Raw genomic sequence first — 16,928 nt, forward strand, 5'->3', positions numbered from 1 at the left:
ACGAGACAGCCAATCCGGCCTCCCCTTCCCCGACCCATCGCCGGAGCTCGCGGTGTCTCGCTTCTCGTCTCACACCGCTTGTCTCGAATTTGCATTGTCGGTGTACAGATTCACGAGTCGCGCACACGCCCAAGCGATTCGTGGACAAGCTGATGAGTCCGGCGGGTGGCATTGACCGATAGGATCGCGCCATGAAGGGTTCGGTCACCGTGCACATGAACGCCCCGGCAGATCGGGTCTGGAACCTGATTGCCGACATTCGCAACACCCCGAAGTACTCGCCGGAGGTGTTCGAATCCGAATGGCTCGACGGAGCGACCGGACCGGCACTGGGCGCGCGGTTCCGCGGCCACGTCAAGCGCAACGAGATCGGGCCGATCTATTGGACGACGTGCCGCGTCACGGCGTGCGAGCCCGGCCGTGAGTTCGGCTTCGCGGTGCTCGCCGGCGACAAGGCGATAAACAACTGGCACTACGCCCTCACGCCCGCCGGCGACGGTACGGATGTCACCGAGTCCTTCCGGATGACGCCGGGCCTGCTCGACACCGTGTTCGGCATCTTCGGTGGCCAGTTGCGCACCCGGCGCAACATCCGGGACATGACCACAACACTCAACCGGATCAAGTCCGAAGTCGAGACCCCCTAACAGCGCGACGTTCGCGGCGGTTTCAGCCGTCAGCGTCGCACACCACCCAACCAACGCAGGGCACGTGGCGACACCAGCTATCGGGGTCGACCCGCTTATCCGACGGGAAGCCGCCCACTTCCCCCGGCGTCTCGCCACTGCAGCGCCTCCAATGCCAGTGCAACATGCACAGTCGCCCCTTCCAGCGGTCGTGGCAGCAGCGCTTCGGCTTGAATAAGCCTGCGCATCAGGGTGTTTCGATGGGTGAACAGGCGTGCAGCCGCTTGCGAGGCGTTGCATTGCTCGTAGATGTACGCAAGCACAGTCAGCTGAAGTTCCGGGTCGGCGTATTCGAAATCGCCGAGCGTGTGTCTGATAAAGCGGTTCGCCTGCTCGGGGTCGGCGGTGAGCAACGCGACGATTTGAACGTCGGCGAAGCTCGCGATCTGTTGGGTTGATCCGGCCTTCGTCATCACCCGCTGGGTTTCGATCGCATCCAGATGGCTCCGCCGGAACCCTTCGATTCCCGCTGCCGTCGAACCGATGGCGATCCGCACACCAGGTAGTTGGCCGAGCGCAGTAGTAATGCCGGAGAAGTCGGGATTGTTGGTGCCGGGTAACCAGAGCCAACGGGTGTCGGCGCTGGCCAGCACGGACAGGGTGCGGCTCCCGTGGACGGTGTGTATCAACAATTCCGCGGCTTGGTCGAGATCGGCGAGGTTGGCGGCCGATTCATTGCCCCAGATGATGGCTGCGGTGTGTCCCTGATCCAGTTGGTACCCGAGTTGGCGCTCGGCGTCGTCGCGACCTAGTGGTGCGCCATCGAGAATGAGCATGACTGTTGCCCGGCGTTCCGGGTGGGCTTCGCTGGTGAGATTGTCACGCTCAATCCGCATTTGGCGGTGCACCGCCGAAATCGTCTCGCCCAAGAACATGGTGATCGATCTTTCAGACACTTCGAACAGCTCCCGCATGTCCTCGGGATCAGATGTCAACCGGTATACGACCTTCATCCAGGACTGCAGTGAGATGCTCTGCGCCAGCCGATAAGTTTCCACCACTGCGGCTTCACTGATGCCGCGCCGAACGAGGTAACGCGCGATCGCCAGGGTCTCCGCATCTGTGTTGGCTGGAACCGGTTCGCCGGGGTGACTGATGTTCGCTGCCGCCCAGTGCAGCTGATTCGACCGATTGCTGCGGGTGATCGCCTCTGCAGCGATCGGATCGTCGGCCAGCGAATGGCCGGACACACTTGCCATGAGGTTTGAGGTCAGCGACAGCCTGCTCACCTCGTCGTAAAAGGTTTGGCGAGTATGGATCACGATCTTGGCGGCCTGGCGGATCAGCTCCCGCACACGGTCAGAGGGAGGGTCCCAACTGGCGGGCAAGGAATATCCAGGTGAGTGCACCATGCATCATTCTAACTGATGAAAGTGTGCAGGCTGCCTATTGACCTGGGCGTTGATTGCCAACAAGCTGAGAACGCTCGCCGGCCGTTCCGTGCAACGCGTTCCCGTCCGAGCGCAGCAAGAAACGTCAGCATTCATCAGAGGAGAACCGCGTGTCACATGCTGGATTCATCGGGCAACAATTCAGCGCAAAAAGTCGGGGCTGCCCATCCGCTGAGCGCCGATTGAATCGAGCACAGACACGGCGACTTCGCAAAGCCGGCGGCACCGCGATGACCGCCGCGATGACCGCCGCGATGACGATGGTGCTGACCGTCGCGCAATCGACTCCTGGTGAAGCAGTCATGTCGCGTTCGGTTTTGCTTACGTCGAGTAGCTACCAGTTGATTACAGATCAAATCATCGCTACGGAAAAGCAAATCGCAGCCACCAATAGTGGCTACTCATTTATCACCCAGTCGGACCTCGCGTCATTGCCCGCCTATACACGGGCCCTGGCGGCGAGCGGGCTCTCCGCCTCGTTTAGCCAGTTGGCCTTGACCAATCATTACGATCCAAACATGGCGTACCAGGCGTTTCCCTGGAATGCCCCCTCGACCGAGCCACTGCAATTTCTCAACGACCCAAATGCAGACAATAAATATATCGTTGCGTCCATCGACTCCCGGGCCTACACCATTACCATCCACCCAGAAGCCGGAACAAAGGATGTAACCTTCGTACCAATGTCAGGGACCGGCTTGAATGGGAACTTTCTCTCTACCGGGTTCAGTTACGATTTATCACAATTCACACCCAATGCCGACGGCTCGTACACCATCACCATGAGCCCGAACCAACAGCCGGGCAACTGGGTGAATAGTACGGGCGCCCAAACGCTCCTCCTGCGCGATACCGTCGGCAACTGGGGATTACTGCACGACAGCATCACCCTCCAGCAGCAGGGCGAGCCGTCAACATTCACCCTCCCCGTGCTATCGAAGAGCCAGATCTCATCGATACTGAACAACATCGCCACGAACCTGTCTGGCTTGAATTCCAGCGTCACCAATTTTGGAATTCAAAAGATGTTCGCCTCGATCCCGGATAATACGTTCAAACCTATCGCTCCAACGACCTCCGCTGTCGGAGGGCCGATCTTGCCCGGCCAATTATCGAGTCTCGGGCGTTATAATCTGCAGCCAGATCAAGCGCTCATCGTCAAGGTGCCCGATGTCGCGGCCGGATATACCGGTGCGCAACTCTCCAATGCCTGGCAACTAGATCTCCCGTACGCGACCGCGACCGGCAGCATCAATAGCAGCGACGTATTCAAGTCAAGTGACGGCTACACCTATTACGTGGTCAGCGCACAGAATCCAGGTGTTGCGAACTGGCTCAACACCGGCGGCACGACGGACGGATCGATCTCTCTCCGATTCCAGAACCTCGCGGGGAACCCGTCTAACACTCAGGTCACGGCTGTAGTCGTGCCTATCGCCGATGTCCTCAAGAACCTGCCTGCAGATACCCCGGCGGTCACCCCGGCGCAATACGCGGCCAAGCTCAAAGAGCGCCTCTTCGAATACAACTATTTTCGTGATCAGAACAACACCGCGGTCGGTTGGGTGACGGGGAATCTGGAGAACGATCAAATAAAGGCCGCCATCGGTACCAGCACCTACAACGAGATATTCGGCAGCCAGCCCAACGTGCCGTCGGTCCTGGACCGCGTCCTGAACCCTGCGCTCACGCCGGACTATCTGTCCCTTGTCCGCACCGTTTTGGCCGACCCCAGCCGCAGCCTGTCAGCCATTGTCCGAAACTTGCCCCTTGCCGCACAGGACATCATGGCACCGGCAGTTTTGGCTGTCTTACGCTTGGGCATGCTGGTCGGCAACACCACTGCGTCGGTACTCCATGAACTCACAGCCGGCCAACTAGTCGGGGCATTGCAAGCAGTGGGCGCCGGCATTCAAGGGCTGGGAACGCTCGCCAACCAAACATTCGTCGACCCGGCCACGAGTATCACTGCGGGCTTCCTCAATGCGCGAGACGACCTGTCAGTGGCGATAGCGAACTCGAAGAGCTACTCCCCACTCTCGCTAGGGACGATCCAGACCGCAATGGGGCAGCTCGGTCAGGTCAATCAATCGGCAGCAAACATGTTGTTCGGTGGACTGGCGGGTGTTGTGCAGCTGCTCAGCCCGGCCAACATTGCAGGTGCTGCTGAAACTCCCGCGGCGGCCGCCAAGCCGCCAGCCACAGCGGCAAAGTCTGCAGTTGTGCCGGCCGCGAATACGACTACGACCCCGGCCAGTGCGCCGGCATCGGCAAGCACCGCGCCGGTGGCACCGGCCGCGGCGCCAGCGACGACCGGAGCGCCTACGGCCCCCGCAACGCCCGTGACCGAGGCCGGAGCAAAGCCTGCTGCCGTGAAGACAGAGACTGCGCCGGTAGCGGCAACCCCAGCCACGTCGCCGACCACGGCAACAGATGCCGGGTCGACTGGCTCCACTTCGACAACGGGCCAGCATTCCACCGAGACCAAGGGCGCGGGCTCGACATCGGCGAGCGGGCAGCATTCGACTGAGACCAAGGGAGCAGGTTCCGGTGGTGGTTCGTCGGTGAAGGGTGCGGGCTCCTCGTCGGCGGGCGGTCATTCCGCTGAGTCCAAGGGTGCGGGCTCTAGTGGTGGCGGTACGTCGACGAAGGGTGCGGGCTCCTCGTCGGCGGGTGGGCAGCATTCGACCGAGTCCAAGGGTGCGGGATCGAGTGGCGGCGGCTCGGCGGTGAAGGGCGCGGGCTCTAGTGGTGGCGGCTCGTCGGCGAGCGCTAAGCAATCCAGCGATTCCAAGTAACAATAGGCGGTCGTACCCGGCTTGTGCCCCGCGGTGTGGGTGCAGGCCGGTTGCGCGCAAATGCTGGAAACACCGCACCGGTCGCCGCCCGGTGCTGTGCTCGCGGCGAGCACGTTGCGTGACCGGGGAAAGATTGCCTGCTGCACCGTCGACGGAGTGCCTTGACTTCGCTCCGACGGCGTCCCTGTCAACAAATGAGGGATCGATACGGCCGGACGGTTGTCGCATCTGAAGGACTGAACCGTCCGATCGTGACCTACGGTGTCACGACGGGCAAGGGCATCGATTTGGAGGGAAACGAATGAAGGCTTGGGTTTCCGGTTTGGCCACGCTGCTGGTGGCCGCCACGACGGGCTGCAGCGCCAAATCCGCTGAACCGCAAGCTGGTTCGAGTTCGGCGCCGACGCTGCAGCAGGTGCGCGAGATCGCCAAAGAGGCCTACACCTACGGCTTCCCAATGGTCGACAGCTATCGCGTCCAGCATTCCTACTTCGTCGACAAGACCACTCCGCAGTACGAGGGCGACTGGAACCAGACGCACAGCATCGCGCGGGTATTCACCCCCGAAGACACCACCATCCAGACCCCCAACTCCGACACTCCCTACACGATGCTGGGCGCCGATCTGCGGGCCGAACCCCTGGTGCTGACGGTGCCGCCGATCGACGCCGCCAGATACTTCTCGCTGCAGTTCGTCGACGGCTACACCCACGACTACGCCTATGTGGGCAGCCGCACCACCGGCAACGGCGGCGGCAAGTACCTGCTCGCCGGGCCGGGCTGGAAGGGCGACAAGCCCGAGGGGATCAACGACGTGATCCGCTCGGACACCGACTTTTCCGTGGTCATCTACCGCACCCAGCTGTTCGATCCCGCCGACATCGACAACGTCAAGAAGATCCAGGCCGGCTACACCGTCGAACCGCTGTCAGCCTTTGAGCACCGGCCCTTCGTTGCGGCCCCGCCCCTGGACTTCGTCGCCCCGCTGACTCCGGACGAACAGAAGACCTCGCCGAGGTTCTTCCAGATCCTCAACTTCGTCCTCAAGTTCGCGCCCGTACTCCCCGACGAGAAGAACCTGCGGGACCGGTTCGCCACCATCGGCATCGGCCCCGACGGGGACTTCAACCCCGACACCATGAGTAAGGAGACGCTGCAGGCTGTGCGGGACGGGATGGCCGACGCCTGGGCCGAGCTGACCAGCTTCCAGAAGGACAAGCTCAACACCGGCCGGGTCACCTCCGGGCAGCTGTTCGGCACCCACGCGGAACTGAAGGACAACTACCTCTACCGGATGGCCGGTGCGGTGCTGGGCATCTACGGCAACGTCGCGCAGGAGGCCATGTACCCGGTGATCGCGACCGACTCCGCCGGGGCGCCGTTGACCGGCACCAACAGCTACACCCTGCGGTTCGGGCCAGGGCAGCTGCCGCCGGTCAACTCGTTCTGGTCGATCACGATGTACAACATGCCGCAAAGCCTGCTGGTGGCCAACCCCATCAATCGGTACTTGATCAACTCGCCCATGCTGCCCAGCCTCATCCACGACCCGGACGGCGGCATCACCATCTACGTGCAGAATCAGTCGCCCGGCACCGACAAGGAGGCCAACTGGCTGCCCGCGCCGAGCGGGCTGTTCCAGATGATCCTGCGCCTGTACTTGCCCAAAGAAGAAGCGCTCAACGGCACCTGGAAAGCACCCCAAGCACTCAGAAGCTAGGCCGGCCGTCGCCTACCTGGCGGCGTCTCGTGCGGCTGACAGGGCGCGGTACCCGGACGTCAGGAGCTCGGCCATCCGGTCCTCGAGTTCAGCTGAATCGTCGTCGGCGGCGATGGTGGTCAGGTACATCGCGGCTCCCGCGGCCATGATCACCACGGCGCGCGCGTCCAATTCGGCACGCCGGCGCTCCGCCTCGGTCTCGGCGCCGACGTCGTCGGCGAACAGCTCCACCGCCGGACCGGTGAACCGGTTCCACAGCGATCTCCCCAGTTGGGGCTCTTCGACCAGGGCCAGAGTCAGGTCCGGTGCGGTCGCTTTCATCTCCGGGCGGTTGAACATTGCGCGACTGCCCCGGACGACGAAATCGATCCAGCCGTAGACGTCCGTGCCGGCAAACGGCGTCAGGTCGGGTGTCAGGCCCATCACCGCGTCGATGACCAACGCAGCCTTCGATGGCCAGCGCCGGGTCAGGCTGGCGCGGGTGACGCCGGAGCGCTGCGCGACCAACCGCATGCTCAATTGCCGAAAACCGCCCTCCGACAACAACTCTCGGGTCGCGGCGAGCACGCGGTCATCGATGCTCACGTCGCGCGGCCGACCGGGCCCTGACTGACTGCTCACACGTTCATCATCCAGCATCGGTAAGGGGGTGTTCGGACGGCCGCGATCCCGAGTTCCGATGGGTGCGGGCCGCGGCGGGCATTGACGCCAACCAGCAATTAGTGTACCACTGGATCACTAATTAAGGAGGTTGCTGGTGACCGCTGCCATGGATGTACCCCTGCGTCGTCTACCTGGGCATTTGCCGCTCACCGCAACCGACGATGATGCGAGGTCTCGGGGTACGTGCCCGTGCGTGTGACAGAAGTGAAGGTCGCGGCGTTCACCGTCGTGATGTTGTTGGTGGCCTCCGCTCTGGTCGTGGTGTTCGGCCAGTTCCGGTTCGGTACGGGCGAGCAGTACCACGCCGAGTTCACCGACGCCTCCCGCTTGAAGGCCGGGCAGGACGTTCGGATGGCGGGTCTGACGGTGGGTTCCGTCGACCGGGTCTCGCTGAACGCAGACAACACCGTCGACGTCCTGTTCAACGTTGATTCGCGCTACCACCTGTACGCGACGACGAAGGCGGTGATCCGCTATCTGAATTTGACCGGGGATAGATACCTCGAATTGGCTTTCACCGCAGGGGATTTGCGTGCATTGAATCCCGGAGCCACCATCCCGTTGAGCAACACGCAGCCAGCGGTCGATCTCGACGCGCTCTTGGGCGGCCTGCGGCCGGTCCTCAAGGGCCTCGACGGCGCCAAGATCAACGCGATCAGCGCGGCCGTCATCGACCTGCTCCAGGGCCAAGGGGGCACCGTGGCCCAACTGCTTTCGACCACAGGGAGTTTCACGCAGCACCTGTCGGACCGTGATCAGCTTCTCGGCGACGTCATCAACAACCTCAACGGCGTTCTCGGAGCTGTCGACGCGAAGGGAAAGCAGTTTGGGGACACGGTCGACGAACTCCAACAATTGCTGACGGGCTTGGCGCAGGACCGCGACGCTGTCGCCGGCGCCATCACTCCCCTCGCGGAGTCGACGACGTCGCTGACCCAGATGCTGCAGGAGAGCCGCCGCCCGGTCCAGGGCGTCCTCGAAAACGCGCGGCCCTTCGCCCAGCGGGCCTACGAACGCCGCGCAGACATCAACGCTGCCATCGATCCTCTCGCCGAGAACTATCTGCGGCTCAACTCCCTTGGCGCATACGGCGCGTTCTTCAACATCTTCTTCTGCTCCAGCAAGATCAAGATCAACGGGCCCGCCGGCAGCGACATCATCGTTCCGATCGGCGGAGCGCCGGACCCGTCGAAGGGCCGGTGCTCGGAAAATGGGTGATCGGCGTGTTGGTCTGCGCGGGGGCGCGATCCTCGTCTGCCTCGCCGGTCTGGTGTCCGGGTGCCAGTTCGGGGGTTTGAACTCGCTCGCGCTGCCCGGGACGAAGGGCCACGGCCCGGGCTCCTTCGAGGTCGTCCTCGACCTGGACAACGTGGTCGGTTTGCCGCAGAACTCGCCCGTCAAAATCGGCGACGTCACCGTCGGAAGCGTCTCCGGGGTCGCCGTCGTGCAGCGGCCTGACACCACTGTCTATGCGGCCGTTCGGCTTTCGCTGGACCGGCACGTCGATCTCCCGGCGAATGCCACGGCGACCGTCGGCCAGACGTCGTTGCTGGGCTCGCAGCACGTCGAACTCGCGTCGCCGACCGACCAGCCCGCGCAGGGCAGACTCGCCAACGGGGCGCACATCAAACTCAACCGCACGGGCCACTACCCCACCACGGAGGACGTGCTGGCGGCGCTGGGCCTGATCGTCAACAAAGGCAATCTCGGTGCCCTGCAGGACATCACGGACCAGGCCTACGCAGCCGTGGCCGGACGGGTGGGAACGTTCAGCGGTCTGCTGGCCCGGTTGGCCGAGCTGACCGGCTTTCTCGATGCGCAAACCGGCACCATCGTCGCGGCGATCGAGGGCGTCGACCGGACAGCGGCGGTACTGGCCCGCAACGCTCGCGCGCTGGGCCGGACGTTGGAGACGCTTCCGCTCGCACTCGATGTCCTGAACCGCAATCGCGGCAGCATCGTCGCGGCCTTTGCGGCGCTGCGTAGGCTCGCCTCCACTGCCGGGCGCGTGGTGTCACAGACCAAAGACGATTTCGCCGCGGACTTCAGGGACGTCTTCCCTGTCATCAAAGCCCTCAACGACAACGCCGACGATTTCATCCACGATCTGGAACTGATACCGACCTTCCCGTTCGACCGGAAATATCTGCGCAACGCCGTGCGCGGCGATTACCTGAATGTCTACTCGACATTCGATCTCACCATGCGCCGCCTCGGCGAGAACGTGCTCGCGACCTCGGCGCTCGACCCGAACATGCCGCACCTGTCCGAGGTCGTCAATCCCCCAGACTTCCTGGTCGGAGCGCTCGCGAACCTGTCAGGCCAGGCCGCGGACCCCTTCGCGATTCCGCCCGGCACCGCCACCCAGCATGGCGCGAAGCCGTGACGCCTTGATTTCGAGAAATGTTGTCGCACAGAGGTTTATCGAAGGGATACTGACACCATGACCGCCGACGCCACGTCGACCGCCCAGGGGCCCGCAGTGCCGGACCCATTCCAACCGGCCAAGCTGGGTCCGGTGGCGTTGCGGAACCGGATCATCAAGGCCGCGACGTTCGAGGCGGCTACTCCGAATGCCCTGGTCACCGATGATCTGATCCGGTATCACCAGTTGCCCGCCGCGGGCGGGGTGGGGATGACGACGGTGGCGTACTGTGCGGTGTCCCCGGGTGGGCGTACCGATGGTTGGCAGTTGTGGATGCGCCCCGAAGCGGTCCCCGGGCTACGCAAGCTCACCGAGACGATCCATGGTGAGGGGGCGGCGATCAGCGCCCAGATCGGGCACGCCGGGCCGGTCGCCAACGCCCGCACCAACAAGGCCACCGCCCTGGCCCCGGTGCGGTTGTTCAATCCGCTGTCGATGCGCTTCGCCCACAAAGCCACCCGCGCCGACATCGACGCGATCATGGCTGCCCACGCCAATGCCGCCAGGTTGGCGATCGACGCCGGATTCGACGCCGTCGAAGTGCACCTGGGGCACAACTACTTCGCGTCGTCATTCCTGTCGCCGTTGATCAACAAGCGTCGCGACGAGTTCGGGGGCTCCCTGGAAAACCGGGCGAAGGTCGCGCGCGGCACCGTGCAGGCGGTCCGCGAGGCGGTGGGTGACCAGATCGCGGTGATCGCCAAACTCACCATGACCGATGGGGTTCGTGGCGGCATCCCGATCGATGAATCGCTGCAGACCGCGAAATGGCTCGAAGACGACGGCGCCCTCGATGCGCTGGAGTTGACCGCGGGCAGCTCGCTGGTCAACCCGATGTACCTGTTCCGGGGCGATGCCCCGGTGAAAGAATTCGCGGCCAACTTCAAGCCTCCGATCAGCTGGGGCATCCGAATGAGCGGGCACAAGTTCTTCCGCGAGTACCCCTACCGCGAGGCCTATCTGCTCGAGCAGGCCCGCCAATTTCGGGCTGAGCTGTCGATGCCGCTGATTCTCCTCGGCGGGATCACCAACCGGGACACCATGGACCTGGCCATGGCCGAAGGATTCGAGTTCGTCGCGATGGGTCGCGCCCTGCTCGCCGAACCCGACCTACTCAACCGCATCCGATCAGAAGACCGTGAAAACCCAGTTAGATCCGCGTGCACCCACTGCAACCTGTGCATGCCCACCATCTACACGCACACCCACTGCGTCGTGACCGGCAAGCCCGACTCCATCTGACGCGGGCACGTCCAGAAGATTTTCGAATACTGCAATAGGAGTTTGTATGGGTGACTTTGATGGCCTCGTTGCGCTGATCACCGGCGGAGCGCGCGGTATGGGTAGGTCGCACGCGATGGCACTCGCCGAGGCGGGCGCGGACATCGCCATCTGCGATCGCTGCGAGAATCACGACGAAATCAAATACCCGCTCGCGACGGAGGCTGATCTGGCGGCCACCGCCGAGATGGTCGAGGCGGCCGGAAGGCGTTGTCTGACCGCGAAATTGTCGACCAGCGACCGCGGGGCCCTGGAGCGGTTCGTGGCCGACGTCGAGACGCAGTTCGGTCGAATCGACATCGCCGTCACCAACGCCGGCGTCAGCGCCATCGCCATGCTGCCGGACGTGCCCTCGGCGCAATGGGATGAGGTGATCGGCTCCAATCTGACGGGTACGTTCAACACGATCGCGGCAGTGGCGCCGGGGATGAAGGCGCGCGGGTACGGACGGATCGTCACGGTGTCCTCGATGCTCGGGCGTAGCGGAAACTTCGCCCAGGCTGCGTACGCGGCGTCCAAATGGGGCGTCATCGGTCTGACGAAGGTGGCGGCGCACGACCTCGGCGGGTTCGGGATCACCGTCAACGCCGTCGCGCCTGGAAACGTCGAAACCCCCATGACTTTCAACGATGCCTTGTTCGGCGCCATGCGCCCGGATTTGGACCACCCGACGCTCGCCGACGTGGAATCGGTGTTCGCCTCTTTGCATCTGCAGCCGGTGGCGTTCATGAAACCGGCCGAGATCACCCGTGCCGTCATGTTTCTGGCGCACCGGGACAGCGCACACATCACAGGCACCGTCCTGCCCGTCGACGCCGGTGCCTCCGCTCGGTTGGGTAGCTGACCCGACCGTGTAGCCAACGTCACTCGCACTTCAAAACAGTGCAATGTACGGTTTTAATATGAAGTGGATCAGGGTGATGCTGGCGTCGGCCGTCGTGATGGGCATGGCCGGCTGCGGCACCAAACAGGACGCGGGCAAGGAGGAACCGGCCAAGCCGGCCCAGGCCTGGGACCGCAGCTTCTACTGGGGGACCGCGACCGCGGGCTATCAGGTGGAAGGCGACGCACCCGACAGCAACTGGCGCCGGTACGTCGACCGCGCTGCGGGCAAGCCGCAGGCCGATCCGTTTGGGGCAGTCGAGCCCTACAAGCAAGCGGATGACTTCCGGCACCGCTACCGCGAAGACATTGCCAACGCACATGCCATGGGCGTCAACACGTTCCGGCTCGGCATCGAGTGGGCGCGGGTGATGCCCGAGCCGGGTAAGTGGGACGAGAAGGAACTGGCCTACTACGACGACGTCGTCGCGACGCTGCGCGCGAACGGCATGACGCCGATGATCACGCTCATGCACTGGGTGTACCCCGGCTGGGTCGCTGACCGTGGTGGCTTCCTCAACAACGTCGCGGCGTTCGACGACTTCGCCACCGCGATCACCAAACGCTATGCGGGCCAAGGCGTGCTGTGGGTGAGTGTCAACGAGCCCCTGGCGTTCGGCGCCATGGAGGTACGCACGGGCGCCATCAAACCCGAGCAGTTCGCGACCTTTCTCGACCGCGTCGCGGACGCGCACCGCGCGGTATACCGCGCGGCCCACGATGCCGACCCGGGGGCGAAGGTCACCACGAACGAGGCCTACATCCCGCCGGAAGTGCTCGCGCAGTTCACCGGTCTCGGGGTGAAGGGCATCGAGGGATCGTTCTTCGACCGGGTCAAGGACACCCTGGACTACCTGGGCTTCGACTACTACACCGGAACGGCCAAGGACAATCCGGCGGCAAGTCAGAGCATGGCGCAGCGATGGAATATCAAGCTGCAGCCCGAGGACATTTACTACGTGGCCCGCCACTACGCCCAGCGGTATCCCGGGTTGCCCATCTACGTCGTCGAGAACGGTATGGTCACCGACAACGGCAAACCGCGAGCCGACGGCGTGACCCGGTCGCAGTACCTCAGTGACACCGTGTTCTGGCTGCAGCGCGCGAAGGCCGACGGCATCCCCATCATCGGCTACAACTACTGGTCCCTGGTCGACAACTACGAGTGGGGCAGCTACCGCCCCCGGTTCGGCCTGTATTCGGTTGATGCCGTAGGTGATCCAGCGCTGCGCCGGGTGCCGACCGATGCCGTACCGACCTACACGCAGATCACCCGCGACGGCGGCACCCCACCGGGATACCGGCCGGTGATCCCGGCAGCGCACTGCTCGACGACCGTCGGCGCCGATAGTTGCGCGCCGCTGGATGTGAACGGGCCGTTGTCGCCGTTGAACTAGCTAGTTCGAGAATCCGAGCACACGAGCGAGATCTGGGGGGATTTTGGGATCTTCGAAACCGGGATACCACCGGATGACGATCTCGCGTAATGCAACCTCGGCTTCGAGCTGACAGGCGACCGCCACGACACCCACGAGGGTGCGGAACATCAGCACATGCTCCTTCGCAATGGTCAGCGACGAGCCGGCGAGAAAATCCTGGCCGCGTGCCAACCCAGGTATGCGCGGAGCCAGGTTCTCCATCCACTGCCGATTGAACTGAAACCGATGTGCGCACAACGGTTCTGTGAATGGCCCGAAGTACGACAGCACGTCCTCGGGCTCCACCTGGTTATCGGGGTCAGAGAATCCGATCGCGCGCATGGCGGAGGCGACCTCAGCCAGCATCACTGTCTGCAACCGTGGATCCTGCACGTCAGATAACACCACCGATCGGGCAACTTCAGCCAGGCGAAGCGTATCCAAAAACGTCAGCGCCGACCGGTGCACGGAAGCCACCGCGCCGAAGTCGAGCACCACGAGCCGACCGTCGTCGGTTAACTGATAATTGCCAGGATGCGGGTCGGCGTGCAGCGCGCCCAGTTGCGACATCGAGGCACCGCAGAATTCGAATAACAGGCCCGCGGCGGTATCCTTGGATACCTGGTCGCCGCGGGTGATCAAATCTGAGAGCGGACGTGCGGTAACCCATTCGGAAATAAGTACTTTCGGGGCTGACGCGACCACTTTGGGCACCACGAACCGTGGGTCATTGTCGAAGGCGGCGGCGAATCGTCGTTGGTTGTCGGCCTCGTGGCGGTAGTCGAGTTCATCTGCCATCCGAGTACGTAGCTCGTCAATCATCGGCCGGACGGCAAGCCCGGGGAACAATGGCTCGATGAGCCGGCTGAATCGGCCAAGTTGACGCAAATCGGACAACAGGGCGGTATCGGCGCCCGGGTATTGCACTTTGACCGCCACCGGCTGACCGTCATGCCACACCGCGCGGTGAACCTGGCCGATGCTGGCCGCCGCGACCGGCTCGTCGTCGAACTCGGCGAACCGTTCGGGCCATCGAACGCCCAATTGCCGGTCGAGCACTCGATGTATCCTTTCGGCAGTCAGCGGTGGCGCCGATGCCTGTAACTTCGTCAACGCGTCGCGATACGGTGCGGCGAAGCGCTCGGGTATCGCGGCCTCATAGATGCTCATGGCTTGGCCGAACTTCATTGCCCCGCCTTTGAGTTCGCCGAGCACTGCGAAGACTTGCTCGGCGCTGCGCGCGGACCACTGTTCGGCGATCAGTTCCGCATCGCCGCCGCCGAGCCGCTGGCCCCAGCCCAGTGCAGCTCGACCGGCAGCCCCCAGCGAAAGTCCGGCCAACTTAGCGCCACGTCCCAGCGTGCGCCGCGGAATATCCGACACACGGTCACCGTCCCACAACTGCGGATTCAATTGAGGACGAACAAAATATTCTGCTGCCGATGACGGGGGTTAGGTGGCTGCGGCCGAGCTTGGGACTGTTCGCGCGAAGGGACACGAATAGATGCATAGAGCGCACGGTCGCGGTCGATTTCGGTCACCAGCACGCCACCGCGACCGCGTCGCAGCTCTTCGCTTCGGCGGCCGCCGGCGGCACAAAGTGACCATCTGGTAATATCGCCCGCGTGCCGGTGAGCGCACCGGCCCGGGAGGTAGCCATGTCCATTCGCAATGCCATCGTCGATCTCGTCCAGCGCCGAACCCTGTTGCCCGAGCGGCTCGATGCCGCACTGGCCGGGCCGGGCCGCGATGTCAGCGACCTGACCGTCGTGGTCACGGGTGCCTCGGCCGGCATCGGCCGCGAGGCGGCCACTCAGCTGAGCGCTCGCGGCGCCACCGTCATCGCCGTTGCCCGCCGTGAGGACGAGTTGCGGACGCTGGCAGAGGCAACCGGATGTTATTGGCGCACCTGTGATCTGAGCAATCAGGACGCCACCGCCCGCCTGCTGGAGGATCTCGCCGATAAGCGGGTGGACGTCCTGGTCAACAACGCCGGCCACTCGATTCGCCGCAGCATCGTCGACGCCACCGACCGGCTGCACGACTACCAGCGGACGATGTCCCTGAATTACCTGGCCGCCGTGCAACTGAGCCTGGGACTGCTGCCCGGCATGATCGAGCGGGGCCGCGGACAGGTGATCAACGTCTGCACCTGGGGTCTGTACGCCAACACATTTCCGCGGTTCTCCGCATACGCCGCGTCGAAGAGCGCGCTGGCGATCTTCGGTCGAAGTCTGAATGCCGAGCGGCCCCATCCCGGCATCTGCGCCACCAACGTCTACTTTCCGCTGGTACGCACTGAAATGATCGCGCCCACAGCCGAATACGAGAATGCCGCGGCGCTGTCGGCAGAAGAAGCCGGACGCTGGATCATCCGGGCAGTCACTCATCAGCCGGTGGAGGTCAGCCCCGCAGTGCTGCGCGCGGTGCTGCCGACGATCGATCTCATCTCCCCGGCCACCGCGGACCGCGCTCTCGCGGCCCTCACCTGACCGGCGTCAGCGCAACCCAGGCAAGGACCCCATGACGAAACACATGATCTCCCGCGCGCTGTCGCGCGCCGTCATCGACGGCATGCTGCCGCTGGTAGACAACCGCCTGCCGGCATCGCGCCGGCCGTTCGACGCGCCCGAGATTCTCCGCCCCCACGACGTATCCCGGGCTTGGGGCGTAACACATTTCGGTGTCTTCATCCCAGACCTGCCGGACCCGTACCGGTATCTGAACACGATGACGCTGCTTGGTGCCTCGGGCAGTGAACTGTTCGACCTCGACCACCTGGCTGCCCGCGACGCGCGGAACACCACCACGGTCTTCTCCTCGACGGCGCATGCGGAGCAGCGTTTCTTCCGGGCGTACGACATGCATACCGACTGTTGGTTCACCGGCGACGCCCGCCGGATGCGATGGGCCGAGGACCTGGCGATCAATGTCGCACTGCCCGACGTCGTCGTCCGCGGCCGCTACCCCCAGTTCGACGTCGACCTGAAACTCAAGGTCACGGACCAGGTCTCGTACTTCGTGAAGTCACCGCTCTACGACCACCTGAGCCTGCTGGCGCCCTACACCGGCACGGTCGACGGCGTCGAGGTCAGTGGACTCGGGACCTTCGAATACGCCAGAATCCGTACGCACCAAGCAGCTACGCGCCGTCCGATACCGGCGCGACTCAAACTGCCGCTGGACTTCTTCACCTACCAGATCATCAATCTCGACGAGCGCACCCAGGTATTGCTGACCGATGTCCGCGCCCGTGGGCGCACCGCGTGCAAGCTGGCGCATGTGCGGGTGCTCGGTCACGAGACCGAGGTGTACAGCGACGTCCACTTCGCGGTCACCGAATACGGCGAGCCCCTCGTCGACGACCGCGGTGACACGATGCGTCGCCCCCGCAAGTTCAAATGGTCGGTTCGTGACGGCGGAGACGAAATTCTGGCCCTGGTCGGCACCGTCGACGCGCCGTGGCGCCTGGGCCACGGGCCGGGGTACGCCACCGCGTATTCCTACGCCGGCACCTGGCACAACGAGCCAGTCAAGGGCAGTGCCTACCTGGAGTGGATCGACGTCCAGCCGGCCTGAATCGGCGCGTTCGTCCCGGGTGATGATCGACGGCGGCTCGAAGGTGCGGGCCTGCTGATTAGGCTGTCCGGATGACCTCGCGCCC

Annotated in this window: 13 protein-coding genes; 10 read left to right on the forward strand and 3 right to left on the reverse strand. The window is 63.9% G+C overall.

Annotated features, from left to right (window positions below; translation table 11 throughout):
* The first annotated feature begins 191 nt into the window (after window positions 1–191).
* Window positions 192–647 carry an SRPBCC family protein gene (locus tag ACX12F_RS00230; RefSeq protein WP_459367738.1) on the forward strand — a complete coding sequence of 152 codons (456 nt, stop codon included), beginning with the start codon at window positions 192–194 and terminating at the stop codon, window positions 645–647.
* A 95-nt stretch (window positions 648–742) separates the two neighbouring features.
* On the opposite strand, the gene ACX12F_RS00235 is transcribed toward ACX12F_RS00230, so the two are convergent.
* Entirely contained in the window at window positions 743–1,981 is a 1,239-nt protein-coding gene (locus tag ACX12F_RS00235) for a PucR family transcriptional regulator (protein WP_459367739.1), read from the reverse strand.
* Window positions 1,982–2,307: 326 nt separating this feature from the next.
* Between ACX12F_RS00235 and ACX12F_RS00240 the strand changes: the two genes are divergently transcribed.
* Entirely contained in the window at window positions 2,308–4,875 is a 2,568-nt protein-coding gene (locus ACX12F_RS00240) for a hypothetical protein (protein ID WP_459367740.1), read from the forward strand.
* A gap of 301 nt (window positions 4,876–5,176) precedes the next feature.
* Window positions 5,177–6,595 (forward strand): DUF1254 domain-containing protein, encoded by a 1,419-nt coding sequence (locus tag ACX12F_RS00245; protein WP_459367741.1) that lies wholly within the window; start codon window positions 5,177–5,179, stop codon window positions 6,593–6,595.
* A 12-nt stretch (window positions 6,596–6,607) separates the two neighbouring features.
* On the opposite strand, the gene ACX12F_RS00250 is transcribed toward ACX12F_RS00245, so the two are convergent.
* Window positions 6,608–7,234 carry a TetR/AcrR family transcriptional regulator gene (locus ACX12F_RS00250; RefSeq protein ID WP_459367742.1) on the reverse strand — a complete coding sequence of 209 codons (627 nt, stop codon included), beginning with the start codon at window positions 7,232–7,234 and terminating at the stop codon, window positions 6,608–6,610.
* A 255-nt stretch (window positions 7,235–7,489) separates the two neighbouring features.
* Between ACX12F_RS00250 and ACX12F_RS00255 the strand changes: the two genes are divergently transcribed.
* Genes ACX12F_RS00255 through ACX12F_RS00275 form a run of 5 tightly spaced genes read left to right on the forward strand, consistent with a single transcriptional unit; the run spans window position 7,490 to window position 13,243 of the window.
* A complete protein-coding gene (locus tag ACX12F_RS00255) occupies window positions 7,490–8,476 on the forward strand; it encodes an MCE family protein (protein ID WP_459370559.1) in 987 nt (328 codons plus the stop codon).
* Window positions 8,469–9,644 carry an MCE family protein gene (locus tag ACX12F_RS00260; protein WP_459367743.1) on the forward strand — a complete coding sequence of 392 codons (1,176 nt, stop codon included), beginning with the start codon at window positions 8,469–8,471 and terminating at the stop codon, window positions 9,642–9,644. Before ACX12F_RS00255 ends, ACX12F_RS00260 begins: the two co-directional genes overlap by 8 nt.
* A gap of 57 nt (window positions 9,645–9,701) precedes the next feature.
* Complete coding sequence (locus ACX12F_RS00265) at window positions 9,702–10,925, forward strand: NADH:flavin oxidoreductase (protein ID WP_459367744.1); 1,224 nt, start codon at window positions 9,702–9,704, stop codon at window positions 10,923–10,925.
* Between the two features lie 46 nt (window positions 10,926–10,971).
* Window positions 10,972–11,808: a mycofactocin-coupled SDR family oxidoreductase gene (locus ACX12F_RS00270; protein WP_459367745.1), complete on the forward strand. Its 837-nt coding sequence runs from the start codon at window positions 10,972–10,974 to the stop codon at window positions 11,806–11,808.
* A gap of 43 nt (window positions 11,809–11,851) precedes the next feature.
* Complete coding sequence (locus ACX12F_RS00275) at window positions 11,852–13,243, forward strand: glycoside hydrolase family 1 protein (RefSeq protein ID WP_459367746.1); 1,392 nt, start codon at window positions 11,852–11,854, stop codon at window positions 13,241–13,243.
* Here the strand turns inward: ACX12F_RS00275 and ACX12F_RS00280 are convergent, their stop codons facing one another.
* A complete protein-coding gene (locus tag ACX12F_RS00280) occupies window positions 13,244–14,677 on the reverse strand; it encodes an ABC1 kinase family protein (RefSeq protein ID WP_459367747.1) in 1,434 nt (477 codons plus the stop codon).
* Window positions 14,678–14,922: 245 nt separating this feature from the next.
* Here ACX12F_RS00280 and ACX12F_RS00285 point away from each other — a divergent pair, with 245 nt between their 5' ends.
* On the forward strand, window positions 14,923–15,756 hold the full coding sequence (locus ACX12F_RS00285) for an SDR family NAD(P)-dependent oxidoreductase (protein ID WP_459367748.1): 834 nt from the start codon (window positions 14,923–14,925) through the stop codon (window positions 15,754–15,756).
* A 31-nt stretch (window positions 15,757–15,787) separates the two neighbouring features.
* A complete protein-coding gene (locus ACX12F_RS00290; protein ID WP_459367749.1) occupies window positions 15,788–16,843 on the forward strand; it encodes a DUF6670 family protein in 1,056 nt (351 codons plus the stop codon).
* Window positions 16,844–16,928: the final 85 nt, after the last annotated feature.

It is taken from the genome of Mycolicibacterium sp. HS_4_1 (assembly GCF_054515875.1).

Excerpts from the sequence above, each read along its gene's own strand:
- ACX12F_RS00240 (WP_459367740.1), top strand. The coding sequence starts at position 2,308 with ATGACCGCCGCGATGACCGCCGCGATGACGATGGTGCTGACCGTCGCG.
- ACX12F_RS00275 (WP_459367746.1), top strand. The coding sequence starts at position 11,852 with ATGTACGGTTTTAATATGAAGTGGATCAGGGTGATGCTGGCGTCGGCC.
- ACX12F_RS00260 (WP_459367743.1), top strand. The coding sequence starts at position 8,469 with ATGGGTGATCGGCGTGTTGGTCTGCGCGGGGGCGCGATCCTCGTCTGC.
- ACX12F_RS00270 (WP_459367745.1), top strand. The coding sequence starts at position 10,972 with ATGGGTGACTTTGATGGCCTCGTTGCGCTGATCACCGGCGGAGCGCGC.
- ACX12F_RS00230 (WP_459367738.1), top strand. The coding sequence starts at position 192 with ATGAAGGGTTCGGTCACCGTGCACATGAACGCCCCGGCAGATCGGGTC.
- ACX12F_RS00250 (WP_459367742.1), bottom strand. The coding sequence starts at position 7,234 with ATGCTGGATGATGAACGTGTGAGCAGTCAGTCAGGGCCCGGTCGGCCG.
- ACX12F_RS00245 (WP_459367741.1), top strand. The coding sequence starts at position 5,177 with ATGAAGGCTTGGGTTTCCGGTTTGGCCACGCTGCTGGTGGCCGCCACG.
- ACX12F_RS00285 (WP_459367748.1), top strand. The coding sequence starts at position 14,923 with ATGTCCATTCGCAATGCCATCGTCGATCTCGTCCAGCGCCGAACCCTG.
- ACX12F_RS00290 (WP_459367749.1), top strand. The coding sequence starts at position 15,788 with ATGACGAAACACATGATCTCCCGCGCGCTGTCGCGCGCCGTCATCGAC.
- ACX12F_RS00265 (WP_459367744.1), top strand. The coding sequence starts at position 9,702 with ATGACCGCCGACGCCACGTCGACCGCCCAGGGGCCCGCAGTGCCGGAC.
- ACX12F_RS00255 (WP_459370559.1), top strand. The coding sequence starts at position 7,490 with ATGTTGTTGGTGGCCTCCGCTCTGGTCGTGGTGTTCGGCCAGTTCCGG.